We start from the raw sequence: 15,384 nt of genomic DNA on the forward strand, positions 1-15,384 counted from the left end.
CTGCTCGCGGGCGCCCTTTTGTTAGGGAGGGTGCCGTGTCCGCATTTCCGTTCGACGCCGTTATCTTTGACATGGACGGCGTCATTGTCGATACCGAGTATTACTACCTGGGCGAGACTGCCGCGTTTGCCAAGGAGCTTGGGTTGAATCTGACCCAAAAGGAGTTGAACGGGCAGGTTGGTACCTCACATCAGTTCTTCCTGCATATGCTGGTCGATTGGTTTGAGCGCGCCGGTAAAGGGCACTTCACTGGCGAGGAAGCGTTGGCCCGTTGGGACGAGTGGGCGCATAAGCGTCCGCGTGACTACCAGGCTTTGATTAACCCAGGCGCCGTGGATACGATTCGAGAGCTGCCGCGCCGCGGCGTTCGCGTGGCGCTTGCCAGCTCGTCTCCCATGGTTAGCATCGAGGAAGTGCTCAACGCATGCGGGCTGTCGGATGCCTTTGAGTACGTGGTGAGCGGCGAGCAGTTTAAGGAGAGCAAGCCCGAGCCCGACATCTACCTGCATGCGCTGGACCTGCTGGGGCTGCCCGCGAATCGCTGCTGCTGCGTTGAGGATTCCGTTCCGGGCATTACCGCGGGTAAGCGAGCCGGCCTGACGGTCATTGCCAAGCGCGAGGAGCGCTTTGGCTTTAGCCAGGATGCCGCGGACAAGATTATCGACCAGCTGCCGGAGCTGCTCACGCTTTCTTAGGAGCGCGGTAGTTGCGCGTTTTTCGGGTCTGATGAGTAAATAGCCGACATTTTGGTGCGACACCTAGCATACTTTAAGATAATGCGGGCTTAAGGACTTGTTGAATGCCCCTAAGCCCGTTTTAGACGAAATTGTGCTTGGAGAGGGTATATGCCACCGACTGAAGGGCTAACTGACGGCAAAGCAGCGATACCGCTGTACCAACAGGTTATCGATATCATCAAAAACGAAATCAACTCCGGTGCCTACAAGGCAGGTGCACGGATACCCAACGAATTCGAATTGGCTGAGAGCTATAAAGTTGGCCGCGTCACCGTGCGACGCGCTATTGAGGAGCTCGTCCAACAGGGCTATCTAACGAAGCGACAGGGGAAAGGCACGTTTGTCAATGCTCCCAAGCTCAAGCGCAAGATTCGCCAGAAGGATGACGTCCAGAGTTTTTCGGACGCATGCCGCGTTAACGGAATGGAACCGGGGGCGCGTGTCATTTCGAGAAAAATACTGCCGGCGGATTCTACCGAAGCACGGTTCTTTGGTGTTCCCGTTGGAACTGACTTGATCTGCGTTGAGCGCGTGCGTACTGCCGATGGCGTCCCTGTCATGCTCGAGAACAACATATATGTTTACGAGGACAACGCCTATCTATCAACGGCACCTCTATCGAACCAATCCATTTTTGAGTTCGTGCGCAACCGGACGGGCCGCACGCCCGCGTTTACCGACCCATGCACGCTTGAGATCGCGTGCGCGTCGCCCGAGGTCGCTCGGTTGTTGGCAGTTCCCGTTGGCGAACCCTTGTTTTATATGGAAGCCTTCTTTTTCGATGAGCAGCGGCGGCCGTTTATCATCGGTCGTCAGCGGATCGTTGGGTCTCGCTACGTTTTTGACATCTAGGACATTGCGTATGGAAACGCCCGGTGAATCATCTCACCGGGCGTTTTCATACCGTTCACGGCGCAAACGCAACCGTTCAACCGCGTTGCGGCAATCAGTTTGAAATTATCTTGATGACGAGAAAAGCTGCTGGTAATCTATAGAACGTCATAGAACGTTTGCCTTGTGCAAACGTTGAAGCGAGATGCGATGCAGTCTCGAGTTCTTTGGAGGTATCTATGTCAGATACGAAGGCGAAGAAGACAAACAGACGTTTTAAGTTCAAATTACCGCATGTCTATACGATCATGTTCTTGCTGATCGTTGTCTTTGCGGTCTTGACTTGGATCGTTCCCTCTGGTCAGTATCAGCGCAAGATGATTTCGACAGCGGCGGGCGAGCGTGAAGTCGCCGTTGCTGGAACCTATGAACAGGTCGATAAGAACTACACCGATTCCGAGACCGGCGAGACCATCAATCTGGGTCAGGATATCTTCGCGGTCCTGCAAGCGCCCACTAAGGGCATCCAGGAGGCTGCCGACGTCGTTGCGTTCGTCTTATTGATTGGCGGATCGTTCGCAATCATCACCAAGACCAACGCTTTGAATGCCGGCATGAGCCGTGTGATTAAAAAGCTCAAGAACAAGGACATCCTCATCATTCCCATCACGATGACGTTGCTGTCCATTTGCGGCACCACGTTTGGTATGTCTGAGGAAGCCCTGCCGTTCTATGCCATCTTCATTCCCATCATGATGGGTATCGGTTATGACTCGATGACGGCATTCATCATCTGCTTCCTTGGTCCTAACCTGGGATATTGCGCTTCGACCATCGATCCGTTTAATGTTTTGATCGCCCAGGGCATCATTGGCATCGAGGGCAATCCGCAACTGTGGCTGCGCGCCGTTTCTTGGGTCATCTTCACTGCCGTCGGTATCGCATGGGCCATGCGCTACGCCATGCGCGTCAAGAAAAACCCCGAGTCGTCCATTACGTACGAGGACGATAAGCTCAAGCGTATCGAGTTTTCCGTGACCGATGCCTCCATCGAGGAAGAGTTCACTACCCGTCAGAAGCTCGTGCTTATCGATTTTGCTTGCGGTATGGGCATTATCGTCTGGGGTCTTGTTACCCAGGGTTGGTACATGAATGAGATTTCCGCCGTGTTCCTTGGCATGGGCTTGCTTGCCGGTATCCTGGGCGGTCTTGACCAGCAGACGATTGCCGAGGAGTTCGTTAAAGGTCTCGCCGACTTTGCGTACGCCGCCATCGTTATCGGTATCGCTCGCGGTATTCTGGTCATCGCCGAGGGCGGCATGATCATCGACACCATCCTCCAGGCGCTCGCTACTGCGCTCGCCGGTGCGCCCGCCGCCGTCTACACCACGTTTATGTATATCGTCCTTGGCCTGCTCTCTTTGCTGGTTCCCTCGAGTTCTGGCCTGGCGGCACTCACCATGCCCGTTATGGGCCCCCTGACCGAGCTCATGGGCCTCAATCCCGAGGCGGCCGTTACCGCGCTCCAGTTTGCCAACCAGACCATCAACACCATCAGTCCCGTGGCGGGCATGACGGTTGCCGGCCTTGGCGTGGCTAAGATTTCGTTTGGCCAATGGTGGAAGACCATTTGGAAGTTCTTCATCTTCATGGTCGTCTTTGGCCTGATCGTAACGGCAATTTCTGGCATGCTTCCGGCGTAGGTGGTTGTGATGTCTGATCGTTTGACGGTCCTGACGTCTAAGAGCGTCTTTACCGGTACGGGGGACCTGCCGTTTGAAGGTTTCGTAGCGGTCCGTGGCAATCGAATTGAGGCTGTTGGCACCAAGTGTGAGTTAGCTTCGTATTTGACCCAGGCGGACGAGGTAGTTGACCTGGGCGACCGCACCGTCATGCCTGGCCTGATCGATGTGCATACCTTCTATACAGGCTGGGCGCTGCGGACGTTGGGGCCTGATCTGTCCGGCATCGCTGATGCCAAAGAGGCCGTGTCGCTCTTGCGTGCATGGAAAGAAGATCATCCGGATTGCGCGGCGGCTTTTGGCCACAACCTACCCGAAACGTTGGCATCGGATGCCGAGAACGCAAATACGGCGGCTGTGTTTGACGATTGTTTTGGCGATATCCCTGTCGTCTGCTTTACACCGGGTGCGGAGACCTGCGTTCTCAATGCTGCCGCCAGTGCGCGATACGGCTTCACACCCCAGGCGTGCTATGCCGAGAAGATCTGGCGCATGATGAGCGATTTCCTCGCGCTGCCCGAGGTACGTGCGGGGTATTCGGACTACATGAGCATGCTTAACGAGCGCGGCGTTACCGCCATCAAGGAGATGGCGTTTGATGACTACTACGGTTTTGCCGACGAAATGGCTCGCCGTGAAGAATCTGGTGAGCTGACGGTTCGCGTCTCTATGATGTCGCAGCCGGTGGGTGCCGGTGCAAATCTGTCGTATGCTCGCGAGGCACGAGAGCGCTTTCGGGGACCGTTCGTTCGTTTTTCTGGCTTCAACCGTATGACCGATCGCGGCGTATGGGCGGGGCTTGCCGAGATGATTGACCCCTATGAGGACACGGCCGATGCGGGAGCTGCCGGCAAGACGGTTGTCGAGGAGCCCGAGTGGGATCTGATTGAGAACGAGCTGCGCGCAATTGATGCTGACGGCTTCCGATATTCCTTGCATTGCCAGGGCGATGGCGCCGTTCGTCGCACCGTGGCGCTCTATGCCTCGCTGCCTCGAGACGAGCATGGACGGTTGCTTCGCCGCCATGCGATTACCGATCTCGAGAACTCTGATCCGACCGATCTTGTCGAGTTTGGCAAGTTAGGTGGAATTTGCGAGGTCTATCCGCAGATTTTGACGCTGGACCGGCGCGAGGATTGCCTGTCGATGATGCGTCGACAAATTGGCGAGACGCGACTTTTGCACAGCTGGAATCGCCACGGCATGGAAGATTCCGGATGCACGGTGTGCTGTGGTACGGATTTGCCACTGCTGATTCCGAGCCTGGGCGAGTCAATCTACAGCGCGTGCGGTGGATACTTCGACGATGGGCTGCCCGTGAATGAGGCCAACGCGCTGACGCTTGTCGAGCTCTTGCGTGCTTGGACTGCCGGGGGCGCGTACGATCTGATGCGCGAAGACGAACTGGGTACGCTTGAGGTCGGCAAGCTTGCCGATATCTGCGTGCTCGATCGGGATGTGTTCGACCTCGATTATCGCGACGCACGCGATCTTTCGGTTGATATGACGATGTCGGACGGACAAATCGTGTTCGATCGAAATAAGGAGGCATAAGATGTCTGAATCCAAACCGACGCTGCGCCGCGAACAGATTGCGGGCATGAATATCCACTACATCATGTGGTCGCTCGATTACTTCCTTGATGTGCAGCAGCGTTTGGGCTTTGAGTCCATTGAGCTGTGGTGTGCGGAGCCGCATGTGACGCTCGACCACACGGGCTACTTTGAGGCTGAGGTCCTGGCGAAAAAGGCTGCAGACCGTGGGCTTAGGTATCGTACTCTGTGCCCCGAGAATGTTGTCTATCCTTGGCAGTACTGCGCACGCAAACCGCTGCATGAACAGCGCAGCCTGGCGTACTTTAAGCACGGCATTGAGCTTGCCGAGGTACTTGGGTGCGACCGTATGTCCGTCAACTCGGGCTGGGGCGACTGGGACGAGGACCGCGAGGAAGCCTGGAAGCGCAGCCGCGAGCACTTGTCCATTCTGGCGGAGTATGCCGGTGAGCACGGTCTGGTGCTTACGATGGAAAGCCTGCGTCCCGAGGAGAGCAACCTTGTAACGACGGTTTCCGATGCGAAGCGCATGATTGACGAGGTCGCGAGCCCGTACTTACAGCCCATGGTTGATACAACCGCGATGGGCGTTGCGGGCGAGACGCTCGAGGACTGGTTTGCCGCCTTTGGTGATGGGGCAATTCACGAGATGCACTTTATCGACGGTGACCCGTATGGCCATCTGGTGTGGGGCGATGGCAAGCACGATATGGACGCCTTCGTCGCCACGCTTAATGCCCATGGTTTCGATGGCATGCTGGGCCAGGAAATCACGGACGGGCGTTACTACGATGACCCGGCGGCGGCAGATGCCAAGAACATGGCCGCATTCGAGAAATATCTGATTGACTAAACCAACTATCGGCCACGCAGCCAACGTCATTGATTGCGGACCAAACAAGAAAGGAACTGGATATGAACGCACACGATCTGATCAAAGAGGCAATTGCCGAGAAGGGCAAGTTCGACAGCGTCTACTGGATTGCTTGCGGTGGCTCCATGATCGATTTGATCCCGGCTCATGAGCTTCTGCAGCGCGAGGCAACCACCTTCACTTCGTATATCTATACGGCTCGCGAGTTTGATATCATGCGCCCGCGCCGCTTGGGTGAGAAATCCCTGGTCATTGCTTGCAGCCACAGTGGCAACACCCCCGAGGTCGTCGAGGGCTGTGAGATTGCCCTTGCTGCCGGCGCTACGGTGATCGCCCAGACCGACAACGCTGGATCCAAGATTGACTCCGGCAAGTGGACCACGTGGGTCTACCCGTGGGGCGAGGGCGTGCCGCAGGCCGAGGTCCCCGCTGGCATTTCGCTGTCGCTTGCGGCCGAGCTGCTCGATCAGCAGGAGGGCTACGCCGATCTTGCCGATATGTATGCCGGTATCGCCGAGATGGATAAGATTCTTCCCCCGGCACGTGAGAAGGTAAATGCCGAGCTAGGCGATCGTTTTGCCAAGCTTTGCCAGGAGCACGAGTTCTTCTACATTCTGGGCAGCGGTCCCAACTTTAGCCAGACCTACGGTTTCGCTATCTGCTCTCTTATGGAGATGCAGTGGCAGCACTGCAGCTACATCCACTCTGCCGAGTACTTCCACGGCCCCTTCGAGGCTACTCAGGATGGCGTTTTTTACTTCCTGCAGATGGGCTCCAGCGAGTGCCGTGCCATGGACGAGCGCGCCCTTGCGTTCCTTAAGACGCATACCGATACGCTGATGGTGCTCGATGCCAAGGAGTACGGTATGGAAGCCGTGCCGGCGAGCGTCCGTGCCTATCTGGACCCGGTGCTGTTCTACGCCATGAACTGCGAGCTGCGTGCTGCACGCGGCAAGGTGTTTGATCACGATCCCGATTTCCGTCGCTATATGGGTGTTGTCGAGTACTAGAAGGGGCAAAGGCCATGGCATTTAACGTTAACGCGCTCGGATTTGGCGACAACGTCGTCGATCGCTACGAGCATATCCACACCATGTATCCCGGCGGCAATGCGGTGAACTTCGCCGTTTATGCCAAGAAATGCGGTGCCGCACGCTCTGCATACATGGGCATTTTTGGCAATGACGCCGCTGCCGAGCATGTCATTACAAGCCTCGAGGATGAGGGTATCGAGCTTGACAAGTGCGAGCAGATGATTGGCGAGAACGGAGCGGCTCGCGTGACCGTCGTTGACGGTGACCGTGTCTTCCTCGGCTCCAACGAGGGCGGTATCCGTGGCGATGCGCGCTATGTTCTCGATCGCTTTGACCTTTCGTACATGAAGCAGTTCGATGTGGTTCATTCGGGCAACTATTGCTTCACCGAGCGCGAGCTGCCCAAGTTGAAGGCTGCGGGCGTCACGGTCTCTTTTGACTTTTCGGACGACTCCACCGACGAGTACTACGAGCAGATTGCGCCCTATGTCGATTTTGCTTTCTTTAGTGCGGCGGATGCCGCGAGTGAGGACGAGATTCGCGAGCGTCTGGCATGGGTGAAGGATCTGGGTCCGCGTTTTGTGTCGGCTACGGCGGGCGCCGAGGGCTGCATCGCTTACGACGGCGAGCGTTATTACCGCCAGCTGGCTAAACCGGTAACGGACATGAAGGACACCATGGGGGCGGGCGACTCGTTCCTCACCTCGTTTTTGATGTGCTATCTCGATTCCGCCAAGCGTGGTGAGGGTGGCGCCGAGGCCATCGAGCGCGCGCTCGACTTTGCTGCCGGGTTTGCCTCGACCGTGTGCGGCATGGAAGGTTCTTGGGGCCACGGAGCACCAATCGTCGAATAGCTTAAGAAAGCGTACGGCGGTCTGGCTATGAGGCCTTGGACAGCCGATGCAAAACAATAAGCGAAACGCGAAAAGGGGGCTCGCCATGTGGTGGGTCCCCTTTTGAACATTGGAGAAGACCATGGGTATTAAAGCGTGTGCGGCTGGTTTTTGCTGTGCGGACGTCTATCAAAACATCGGCGTGTTCTATCCGACTGGTAATGGCATTGACTGGGGTATCCATCTTGCACGAATGGGCGTTTCGGTATCCGCCGTGTCGGTTGTCGGCAAGGACGAGTACGGAGACAAGATGAGAGAGGCGCTGGCCGCCGAGGGGTTTGATATCTCTCATCTGCGGGTGGAGGATGGCGACACCTCGGTGATGCTCATGGCATTGAAAGACGGCGTCGATCGCGTGCATCTCGAGGCAATCGATGGCGTAATGGAGACATATCGTCCGAATGAAGATGACCGGGCGTTTATCCTAGAGCATGACATCATTCATACCGACCTGTTTGGCAATTGTTTGGACCTCCTGCCCGAGTGGCATGATGCGGGCAAGACGGTGGTTATGGACTTCTCGGTGTTCAGCCAGGATCCCGAATATGCCTGCGAGAATCATTTTCCCTACGTTGACTACGCATTTATGTCGTTTGAAGATGACACTCCGGAGCTGCGGGACTGGGTACGTCACGCGCAGGAATTGGGGCCGCGCGTTGCGGTTGCCACGCTTGGCGAGAAGGGAAGCATTGCCTATGACGGTGAGCGCTTCTATGAGTGCGGGATCGTGCCGGCGGAGAAGGTCGTTAATACCGTGGGTGCCGGCGACTCGTATATCGCCGGGTTTACCAAGGGCGTGATCGATGGCCTTGATATTCCGGCGTGTATGAAGGCGGGCGCTGAGCTGTCGTCCCGAGTGATCGGTTCGTTTGAGCCGTACTAGGGTCAAATGCTTGGAAAGGAGTACGAAATGGTTATCGACATGTTGGTCCATCCTATGCTCTACGGCGAGATCTGTACGCCGGGTGATGAGCCTGATGGATTCGGTTTTTGGTCACGAGAATTTGGTATGGGGCATATGGGCCCCATGGATTGGGATGAGCTTCAAGTCGAGATGGACGTCTGCGATGTGCAGAAGAGCGTGCTCATGCCGCTCGATGTAACCACGGCATGCGGAGGGCACTTTGGCACCAATGACCAGATTGCCATGCTGGTTGCCGCACATCCCGATCGTCTGTGGGGATTTGCGAGCGTAGACCCGCAGGTGAGCGGTGCCGCAGACGAATTGGAGCGCGCCTTTACCGAGTTGGGGGCAAAGGGGCTTTGCCTGCATCCTGCAAAGCAGGGTTTTGCCCCCGATGATGCTGTGGCCGAGCCGCTTTACGAACTGTGCGAGCGCTATAACAAGCCGGTGGTTTTCCATGCCGGTATGTCTTGGGAGCCGGGCGCAGAGCTCTCGCGCAGTAACCCGCTTGCATTTGAGCACACAATCGCAACGCATCCAAATGTGCGTTTTAGTTTGACCCATTTTGGCTGGCCCTGGGTGCGCGAGACCGTGGCGATGCTGCTCAAGTATCCCAACTGCTACGCGGACACCTCTATCACTTACATCGATTCGCCCGAGGAGATGATGCAGCGTCTTTTCACGGTCGATATGGGGCCGCTGTGGTATGAGCGCGCGCTATCGCACCAAGTGATGTTCGCCAGCAATACGCCGCGCTTCCGTGCATTCAAACTCAAGCGGGCGCTCGATACCGTGCCCATGCGCGATGATGCGCGAGAAAGGCTCTACTGGGGTAATGCCCTGCGTTTTCTTGAAGGGGATGAGTGAACATGGTGACGCTCGAGACATTGAGCTATCTATCGACTGCTCCGGACCAGTTCATCGATATTACCGAGGACGTGCACGCTGCCATCGAACGCAGCTCGGTGACCAATGGCTTGGCGGCGATTATTTTGTCGCATACGACCTGCGGAATCGTGGTAAACGAGGGGCTGCCCTGCGTGGAGACGGATCTTATGGAGACGCTTGATCGCATCGCCCCGCTAGATGCCCCCTATGCGCATGCACACTTCCTGCCGAGCTATGGAGCCACCGGCAACAACTCCTGTGGGCATATCAAGAGCATGATTTGTGGAAACAGCTGCTTCTTTCCCGTCCAAGATGGCCACATCGTGTGTGGAGGTGCGCAGAACATCTATCTTGCGGAGTTTGACGGTCCGCAGAAGCGAAAAGTGTACGTCGAGGTGCTGGGGGAGTAACGTCCCTGCAATAACCCTATGAAGGAGCACGCTATGTCGTTTCTAACCTCGATGTTCAAGACCGAAAAGCCGGTTATCGGAATGCTGCACCTGCGTCCTCTGCCGGGCGATCCACTGTATTACCCGGGCGGAAGCGTGTCGCAGGTCGTGGAAGCCGCCAAGCGCGATCTCGAAGCGTTGCAACGGGGCGGTGTCGATGGCATTTTGATTACCAATGAGCTCTCGATGCCCTATGAGCAGCACGTTTCTCCCTCAACCCTTGCATCGATGGGCTATGTAATCGGGGTTCTGTCCCATGATTTGTCGACCCCTTGGGGAGCTGAAGCTATTTACGATGGTGATGCCACAATCGAGCTGTGCGCTGCCGTCGATGCGCAGTTCACGCGCTGCAATTTTTGCGGTGCCTGGGCCGGTGATCTCGGGCTGATTAACCGAGATTTCGCTCACACCATGCGTCGCAAGACGGCGCTGCGCCTGGACGACCTCAAGCTTTTTCACTTCATCACGAGCGAGGGGGAGGTTTATCTCAACGACCGCACGACTGCGGACATTGCCGATTCACTTCTCTTTAATTGCCTACCGGATGCGATGGTCATCGGCGGTTCGGCTGCCGGTCGTGGTGCTTCGGGCGAGCTTGCCGATGAGGTCCGCGAGCGTGTTGGCGAAGTGCCTGTGGTATGTGGCACCGGTTGTCGCGAAAATACCGTGGCTGACGTATTTGCTCACTACGATGGCGCGTTTGTCGGCACCTGCTTAAAGCGCGACGGAAAGCTGGATGCCCCGGTTGATGTTGAGCGGGTAGTTCGTTTTATGGCTGCCGCTCGTACGGCGCGAGGGGAGTAGGCACCTATGGCGTTCTATCTGGGTATTGATATTGGGACAAGCGCCTCTAAAGGCGTTTTAATCGATGATCGATGCAATATCGTTTGCCAGGCCTCTTGTGGACACGAGACGGACAACCCGCGTGATGGATGGTACCAGCATGATGCGGAGGCAGTTTGGTGGGGAGATTTTTGCCGCTTGTCGCGCGAGCTGGTGGTGCGATCGGGGGTTAATGCGGCGCAGATTGGATGCGTGGGCCTTTCCGCATTGGGTTGCGACTGCGTACCGGTCGATACCGAGTGCAACGCGCTGGCACCCGCGATTTTATATGGAGTCGATGCACGTTCGAAGCCGCAGATTGACGAGCTTCTTTCCGAATATGGGCCAGATCGCGCACGCGAGCTTTTCGGGCACGATCCCTGTTCGTCAGATATTGCTCCAAAGATCTTGTGGTTTAAGGAGAATATGCCCGAGGTGCACGAACGTGCCGCGAAGTTCCTGACGGCGTCATCGTTTCTGTGCGCGAAGTTGACGGGGCGTTTTACGGTGGACCGTTATTTGGCGGAGGATTTTCTTCCCCTATACGATCGCTACACTTGGAAGGTTGATGCTCGGGAATGTGCTCGTTTCTGCCGGCCTGACCAGATGGCGGAGGTAATGTCGGCTACCGATATTGCCGGGGTGATTACGCAGCGTGCGGCTGAGGCGACGGGGCTCGTGGCAGGGACACCTGTCTTGGTGGGAACGGGCGACTCTGGTGCCGAGGCCATTTCGACGGGTGTATTCCGTCCCGGCGATATGATGGTTCAGTTGGGGAGCACGGCGTATTTCATCTACTTAGCTGATCATATGGTCGATGATGCTCGCCTGTGGCCAGGGACGTTTATCATTCCCGGAACTTACGGGATCTGCGCGGGGACCAATACAGCGGGTGCACTCACATCGTGGCTGCGCCAAGAGCTGTATCGCGACGCGGTAGAGGCCGAGGGCCACGGTGGCCCCGATGCATATTCGGTTATGGCGCATGATGCCGCCGATGTGGCGCCGGGTGCCGATGGGCTCCTGTGTCTGCCGTACTTTGCGGGGGAGCGTACTCCGCTCAACGATCCCGAGGCGCGTGGCGTCTTCTTTGGCCTGACCGGAAGGCATACGCGAGCCCATATGGTTCGCGCCGCCTTGGAAGGCGTCGCGTATACCGTTGCATCCCATGTCGACATTATCGAGCGAGAGCATGGACTGCCAATTGGGCGCATTATGCTTGTCGGAGGTGGAACCAAGAATCCAATTTGGATGCAAGCTATCGCCGACGTATGCGGGCGCGAGGTCTCGGTTGCCAAGGTTACGGTGGGCGCATGCTTCGGTGATGCTATTATGGCAGCTCTCGCAGGTGGCGCCTATACATCATGGGATGAACTCGCCCGAGTCCTTGGCGTTGCGCAAACAATCGTGCCCGATATGACTGCCCACGAGCTATATGCGTCGCGTCGTCATATCTTTGACGAATTGTATACACGCAACCGTGATCTCATGCACGAATTGGTGTAATGCCGCCGAACTGTACCGCCTTCCAATAAGGACTGCGTTGTGCGATTCGCATGTCCCTTGGCATTTTTGCCCACAGGGGTTAGCGAAGGTCAAAAACAGAGCGCGCATTTGCTAAAACTGCCGATTCGATGTGCTTTATGTCACATTTTTTGAGCGAGGCGATGCGTTCTGAGGTCCTTGTGAGCGATCTGATGAGCGATTGCGCGCTTGTTTCTGTGTTTGGCTCGGCCGGCGCATCGGTCTCGAGCAGTAGACGGTCGAGTGGAATCTGTCGTGTGTATTCGCGTCCTCGTTTAGATGCGAGCATGCGTTCGTTGACGGAAAAATAGCAGCCCGCATTACGCGCGCGGACGAGTTCGTCCGAAGTGCCGCTAAACCAGTGGAAGATGATAACGGGGGAGTCGGAGTTTGGGATGAGTAGTCCATGCGATTCGAGGACGTCCAGTACGGTTCCCGCCGAACGAACGGCGTGAATTGATATTACGCGCCCGGTAAGAGGATGCTGCACGAGCGCATCGCAGAGCCGGTCAAATGTCTGTATTTGTAGCGGTTCGCTTCCGGCAAAGCGCGCGGAAAAGTCGAGTCCTACCTCGCCGATATAGCGCTCTTGGTCAGCGACTTCGCAAAGCAGATTGACTTCGGCAGGACCACATCGTCCGTCGGCGAGCCACCAGGGATGGAGGCCGATGCCGGCAAAAATATTTGAACGGCTACAGGCGCGCTTCTTGGCGCGTGCAAAGTCGTGCGGATCGACGCCGCAGTCAAATAGAACCAGGCCCAGCGCCGTTGCCTCATCGGCAACGGCGTCCGGGTGAGCCATTAAATCGAGATGACAGTGCACATCAAACAGCTGCAGCTTCATCGTGGCGCACCCTGCTAGTCCAAGCGCTGGCCATCGGCGCGCACGCGCTCGCACCCGCGCCCGCTAATCTGGCGGATAACCTCGCCGGCAATCATCTGACCCATGATGGGCGGCATAAAGCTGGCGGTTCCCAGCTCGGTGCGCTCGTGGATGTTGGAAGGATCGCGGGGCTGTGTCTTAACCGATTCCTCGCAGCTAAACAGTACGTGTAGGCTCTTGATTCCGCGCTTCTTACATTCTTTGCGCATAATGCGGCTCATGGGGTCACGTACCGTATCGAAGATGTCGGCAAAGCGGAGGCACTCGGGATGGAGCTTGTTGGCCCCGCCCATGGAACTAACCAAACGAATGCCGTGGTCCTGAGCATATTTGGCAATGGTGAGCTTGGCCGAGATGGTGTCGATGGCGTCGACGACGTAGTCGAGCTTGCCGCCCGTCTGCTCCAAAACGCTCGCGAAGAAATCATCGATGTTGTCGCTCAGCAGGTATTCGGTACGCTTGATGACGGTGGCGGCAGGATTGATATCGTGGATCATGGCTTCCATCACGTCAACCTTGCGCTTGCCGACGGTGCTATGAAAGGCGATGGCCTGGCGATTGATATTGCTGGGCGCGATGATGTCCTTGTCCAGAATGACGAAATGACCAATGCCGCCACGGGCAAGTGCCTCGCAGCAGTTAGAGCCCACACCTCCGCAGCCGAGTACCAGCACCGTGGCATCGGCGAGCTTGTCGAGTGCCTCGCGGCCCATGATGATTTCGAGCTTGGTGTCGCGTGTCTCGACGAGTGCAGCAGTTTCGGTCATAGACATCCTCCGATGGGGAAGCGAATCGTGTTTTAGCTATCGCCATTATAGGTATTATCGCGATTCCATTTGAGCCCTAGGGGCTTGTTGAAATGAGGCAGTGATTCGCATAAGATGAAGCAGATGGCACCCGTTGCAGCGGGTTGGCCAACTCCCAAACACGTTTGTAGCGTGAGAAGTGGCCGTCTTCGCATTACGCGGGGGCGGCTATTTCATTCGACCTCCAATGTGGATGCCGAGCTCCACAGCCGCGATTACAAGCAACAACAACGTCAGGACATCGTTAATACTCATAGTCCATCTCCTTCTTGGGAAGAGGGAGCTGGCCCATCTGCTTCTGGACCCATTGTATCTAAAAACGAACGAATGTTCTATACATAACATTGCTATTAGATAATTAGACAAACATCTAAATATCGAGTATAGTGTGCACGTCGCGAGAGATAGCGAGAGGAGGTTCTATGCCGGGAGAAGGTTTTAAGGCGCTGGCGGATCCAACGCGGCGGCGCATTTTAGAACTGCTGCGCGAGGGCAATTGCACGGCGGGGGAGCTCGCCGAGCATTTCGACATAAGCAAACCGTCGCTCAGCCATCATCTGGCAACGCTTAAAAACGCCGGGCTGGTGACCGATGAGCGCCATGGCCAAAACATCGTTTACAGCTTAAATACCACCGTCATGCAGGACTTGATTGGCTGGTTTATGGGCTTTACAAACACTGAAGGTGATAAGGATGAATAACGAAAACAAGGGCATTCACGTCACGGGGGTATCGTCGCGCGTGTGGATTGCACTGGTCGCTCTGTGCGTTGCCAATGTCGCAGCGCATCTGATAGTGATGCCGAGCCTGCCGGCGCAGATTCCCACGCACTGGGGCGCGAATGGCGCCGTCGACGGTTGGGGCCCTAGCTGGATGGCCTCCGCGCTCGGCGTGCTGCCTCTGGCGCTTCTCGCAATGTTCTGCGTGGTGCCGCGCATCGATCCCAAAGGTGAGGCATATCGAACCTCGGGTAAGTTCTATCAGGGCTTCGTAATTGCCTTCACCTTGTTCATGTGCGCCATAAGCTGGCTGGGAGAGCTTACGGTCTGGGGCGTGGTGCCGGCGGTCGGTTCGGTCAACGTGCTGATTTCCGGTGCTGTCGGTTTGCTGTTCATCGGCGTAGGCAACTACTTGCCGCGTGTGAAGCAGAACTATACGCTCGGTATCAAGACGCCCTGGGCGCTTGCCGATCCCGAGAACTGGCGCCGTACGCAGCGCTTTGGCGGTGCCTGCTTTATGGTGCTGGGTGTTGGCCTGATTGTGATGGGCGTGGCGGGCAGCGTGCTTTCGAGTGAAGTCGTCGCCGCGGTGATTGCGGCTCTGGCGTTTGGTTCGGCCGGAGCTGCCTACGCCTATTCGTATCTGCTGTGGCGTAAATCGCAGCGAGCCGTTCGCTAAGGTTGCGGAAAACTAGCGTACGCAGTTCATAGTATGTTCCGGGGG

General features: G+C 56.6%; 16 protein-coding genes. 14 read left to right on the forward strand and 2 right to left on the reverse strand.

What is annotated here, in order from left to right:
- Positions 1-35: 35 nt before the first annotated feature.
- The 12 genes from DWV20_RS04135 to DWV20_RS04190 all read left to right on the forward strand — a co-directional run bounded on the left by DWV20_RS04135 (position 36) and on the right by DWV20_RS04190 (position 12,234).
- A complete protein-coding gene (locus DWV20_RS04135) occupies positions 36-695 on the forward strand; it encodes an HAD family hydrolase (RefSeq protein ID WP_370448151.1) in 660 nt (219 codons plus the stop codon).
- Positions 696-845: 150 nt separating this feature from the next.
- Positions 846-1,589, forward strand: a complete 744-nt coding sequence (locus tag DWV20_RS04140) for a GntR family transcriptional regulator (RefSeq protein ID WP_118256436.1) — start codon at positions 846-848, stop codon at positions 1,587-1,589.
- A gap of 218 nt (positions 1,590-1,807) precedes the next feature.
- Positions 1,808-3,271, forward strand: coding sequence for a YfcC family protein (locus DWV20_RS04145; protein WP_118256437.1), 1,464 nt, complete (start codon positions 1,808-1,810; stop codon positions 3,269-3,271).
- A gap of 9 nt (positions 3,272-3,280) precedes the next feature.
- Positions 3,281-4,864, forward strand: coding sequence for an amidohydrolase (locus tag DWV20_RS04150; protein ID WP_118256438.1), 1,584 nt, complete (start codon positions 3,281-3,283; stop codon positions 4,862-4,864).
- Position 4,865: 1 nt separating this feature from the next.
- Positions 4,866-5,717: a sugar phosphate isomerase/epimerase gene (locus DWV20_RS04155; RefSeq protein WP_117629752.1), complete on the forward strand. Its 852-nt coding sequence runs from the start codon at positions 4,866-4,868 to the stop codon at positions 5,715-5,717.
- A gap of 62 nt (positions 5,718-5,779) precedes the next feature.
- Positions 5,780-6,748, forward strand: a complete 969-nt coding sequence (locus DWV20_RS04160) for an SIS domain-containing protein (protein WP_022094440.1) — start codon at positions 5,780-5,782, stop codon at positions 6,746-6,748.
- Positions 6,749-6,762: 14 nt separating this feature from the next.
- Positions 6,763-7,626 (forward strand): PfkB family carbohydrate kinase, encoded by an 864-nt coding sequence (locus DWV20_RS04165; protein WP_117716562.1) that lies wholly within the window; start codon positions 6,763-6,765, stop codon positions 7,624-7,626.
- A gap of 121 nt (positions 7,627-7,747) precedes the next feature.
- On the forward strand, positions 7,748-8,548 hold the full coding sequence (frlD, locus tag DWV20_RS04170) for a fructoselysine 6-kinase (RefSeq protein WP_117637477.1): 801 nt from the start codon (positions 7,748-7,750) through the stop codon (positions 8,546-8,548).
- A 27-nt stretch (positions 8,549-8,575) separates the two neighbouring features.
- Positions 8,576-9,436, forward strand: coding sequence for an amidohydrolase family protein (locus DWV20_RS04175; RefSeq protein ID WP_233508867.1), 861 nt, complete (start codon positions 8,576-8,578; stop codon positions 9,434-9,436).
- A gap of 2 nt (positions 9,437-9,438) precedes the next feature.
- Positions 9,439-9,867: a secondary thiamine-phosphate synthase enzyme YjbQ gene (locus DWV20_RS04180; protein WP_117735290.1), complete on the forward strand. Its 429-nt coding sequence runs from the start codon at positions 9,439-9,441 to the stop codon at positions 9,865-9,867.
- Between the two features lie 33 nt (positions 9,868-9,900).
- Positions 9,901-10,710, forward strand: a complete 810-nt coding sequence (locus DWV20_RS04185; RefSeq protein WP_233539054.1) for a BtpA/SgcQ family protein — start codon at positions 9,901-9,903, stop codon at positions 10,708-10,710.
- A 6-nt stretch (positions 10,711-10,716) separates the two neighbouring features.
- Positions 10,717-12,234: an FGGY-family carbohydrate kinase gene (locus DWV20_RS04190; protein ID WP_118256440.1), complete on the forward strand. Its 1,518-nt coding sequence runs from the start codon at positions 10,717-10,719 to the stop codon at positions 12,232-12,234.
- A gap of 79 nt (positions 12,235-12,313) precedes the next feature.
- Here the strand turns inward: DWV20_RS04190 and DWV20_RS04195 are convergent, their stop codons facing one another.
- Together DWV20_RS04195 and DWV20_RS04200 are read right to left on the reverse strand one after the other, a co-directional pair.
- Positions 12,314-13,096 (reverse strand): TatD family hydrolase, encoded by a 783-nt coding sequence (locus tag DWV20_RS04195; RefSeq protein ID WP_118256441.1) that lies wholly within the window; start codon positions 13,094-13,096, stop codon positions 12,314-12,316.
- A 14-nt stretch (positions 13,097-13,110) separates the two neighbouring features.
- Positions 13,111-13,902: a ThiF family adenylyltransferase gene (locus tag DWV20_RS04200; RefSeq protein WP_369832451.1), complete on the reverse strand. Its 792-nt coding sequence runs from the start codon at positions 13,900-13,902 to the stop codon at positions 13,111-13,113.
- 461 nt (positions 13,903-14,363) lie between these two features.
- Between DWV20_RS04200 and DWV20_RS04205 the strand changes: the two genes are divergently transcribed.
- Both DWV20_RS04205 and DWV20_RS04210 read left to right on the forward strand, forming a co-directional pair.
- Positions 14,364-14,642, forward strand: a complete 279-nt coding sequence (locus DWV20_RS04205) for an autorepressor SdpR family transcription factor (protein WP_022094448.1) — start codon at positions 14,364-14,366, stop codon at positions 14,640-14,642.
- Positions 14,635-15,339: an SdpI family protein gene (locus DWV20_RS04210; protein WP_118256443.1), complete on the forward strand. Its 705-nt coding sequence runs from the start codon at positions 14,635-14,637 to the stop codon at positions 15,337-15,339. The genes DWV20_RS04205 and DWV20_RS04210 overlap by 8 nt, the downstream gene beginning before the upstream one ends.
- Positions 15,340-15,384: the final 45 nt, after the last annotated feature.

Origin of the sequence: Collinsella sp. AF02-46-1, assembly GCF_003465825.1 — a bacterium.
GTDB lineage: Bacteria > Actinomycetota > Coriobacteriia > Coriobacteriales > Coriobacteriaceae > Collinsella.

What these genes read in the sequence shown, in the direction of transcription:
- DWV20_RS04140 (WP_118256436.1), top strand. Translation starts at nt 846, where the DNA reads ATGCCACCGACTGAAGGGCTAACTGACGGCAAAGCAGCGATACCGCTG.
- DWV20_RS04145 (WP_118256437.1), top strand. Translation starts at nt 1,808, where the DNA reads ATGTCAGATACGAAGGCGAAGAAGACAAACAGACGTTTTAAGTTCAAA.
- DWV20_RS04150 (WP_118256438.1), top strand. Translation starts at nt 3,281, where the DNA reads ATGTCTGATCGTTTGACGGTCCTGACGTCTAAGAGCGTCTTTACCGGT.
- DWV20_RS04155 (WP_117629752.1), top strand. Translation starts at nt 4,866, where the DNA reads ATGTCTGAATCCAAACCGACGCTGCGCCGCGAACAGATTGCGGGCATG.
- DWV20_RS04160 (WP_022094440.1), top strand. Translation starts at nt 5,780, where the DNA reads ATGAACGCACACGATCTGATCAAAGAGGCAATTGCCGAGAAGGGCAAG.
- DWV20_RS04165 (WP_117716562.1), top strand. Translation starts at nt 6,763, where the DNA reads ATGGCATTTAACGTTAACGCGCTCGGATTTGGCGACAACGTCGTCGAT.
- frlD (WP_117637477.1), top strand. Translation starts at nt 7,748, where the DNA reads ATGGGTATTAAAGCGTGTGCGGCTGGTTTTTGCTGTGCGGACGTCTAT.
- DWV20_RS04175 (WP_233508867.1), top strand. Translation starts at nt 8,576, where the DNA reads ATGGTTATCGACATGTTGGTCCATCCTATGCTCTACGGCGAGATCTGT.
- DWV20_RS04180 (WP_117735290.1), top strand. Translation starts at nt 9,439, where the DNA reads ATGGTGACGCTCGAGACATTGAGCTATCTATCGACTGCTCCGGACCAG.
- DWV20_RS04185 (WP_233539054.1), top strand. Translation starts at nt 9,901, where the DNA reads ATGTCGTTTCTAACCTCGATGTTCAAGACCGAAAAGCCGGTTATCGGA.
- DWV20_RS04190 (WP_118256440.1), top strand. Translation starts at nt 10,717, where the DNA reads ATGGCGTTCTATCTGGGTATTGATATTGGGACAAGCGCCTCTAAAGGC.
- DWV20_RS04195 (WP_118256441.1), bottom strand. Translation starts at nt 13,096, where the DNA reads ATGAAGCTGCAGCTGTTTGATGTGCACTGTCATCTCGATTTAATGGCT.
- DWV20_RS04200 (WP_369832451.1), bottom strand. Translation starts at nt 13,902, where the DNA reads ATGACCGAAACTGCTGCACTCGTCGAGACACGCGACACCAAGCTCGAA.
- DWV20_RS04205 (WP_022094448.1), top strand. Translation starts at nt 14,364, where the DNA reads ATGCCGGGAGAAGGTTTTAAGGCGCTGGCGGATCCAACGCGGCGGCGC.
- DWV20_RS04210 (WP_118256443.1), top strand. Translation starts at nt 14,635, where the DNA reads ATGAATAACGAAAACAAGGGCATTCACGTCACGGGGGTATCGTCGCGC.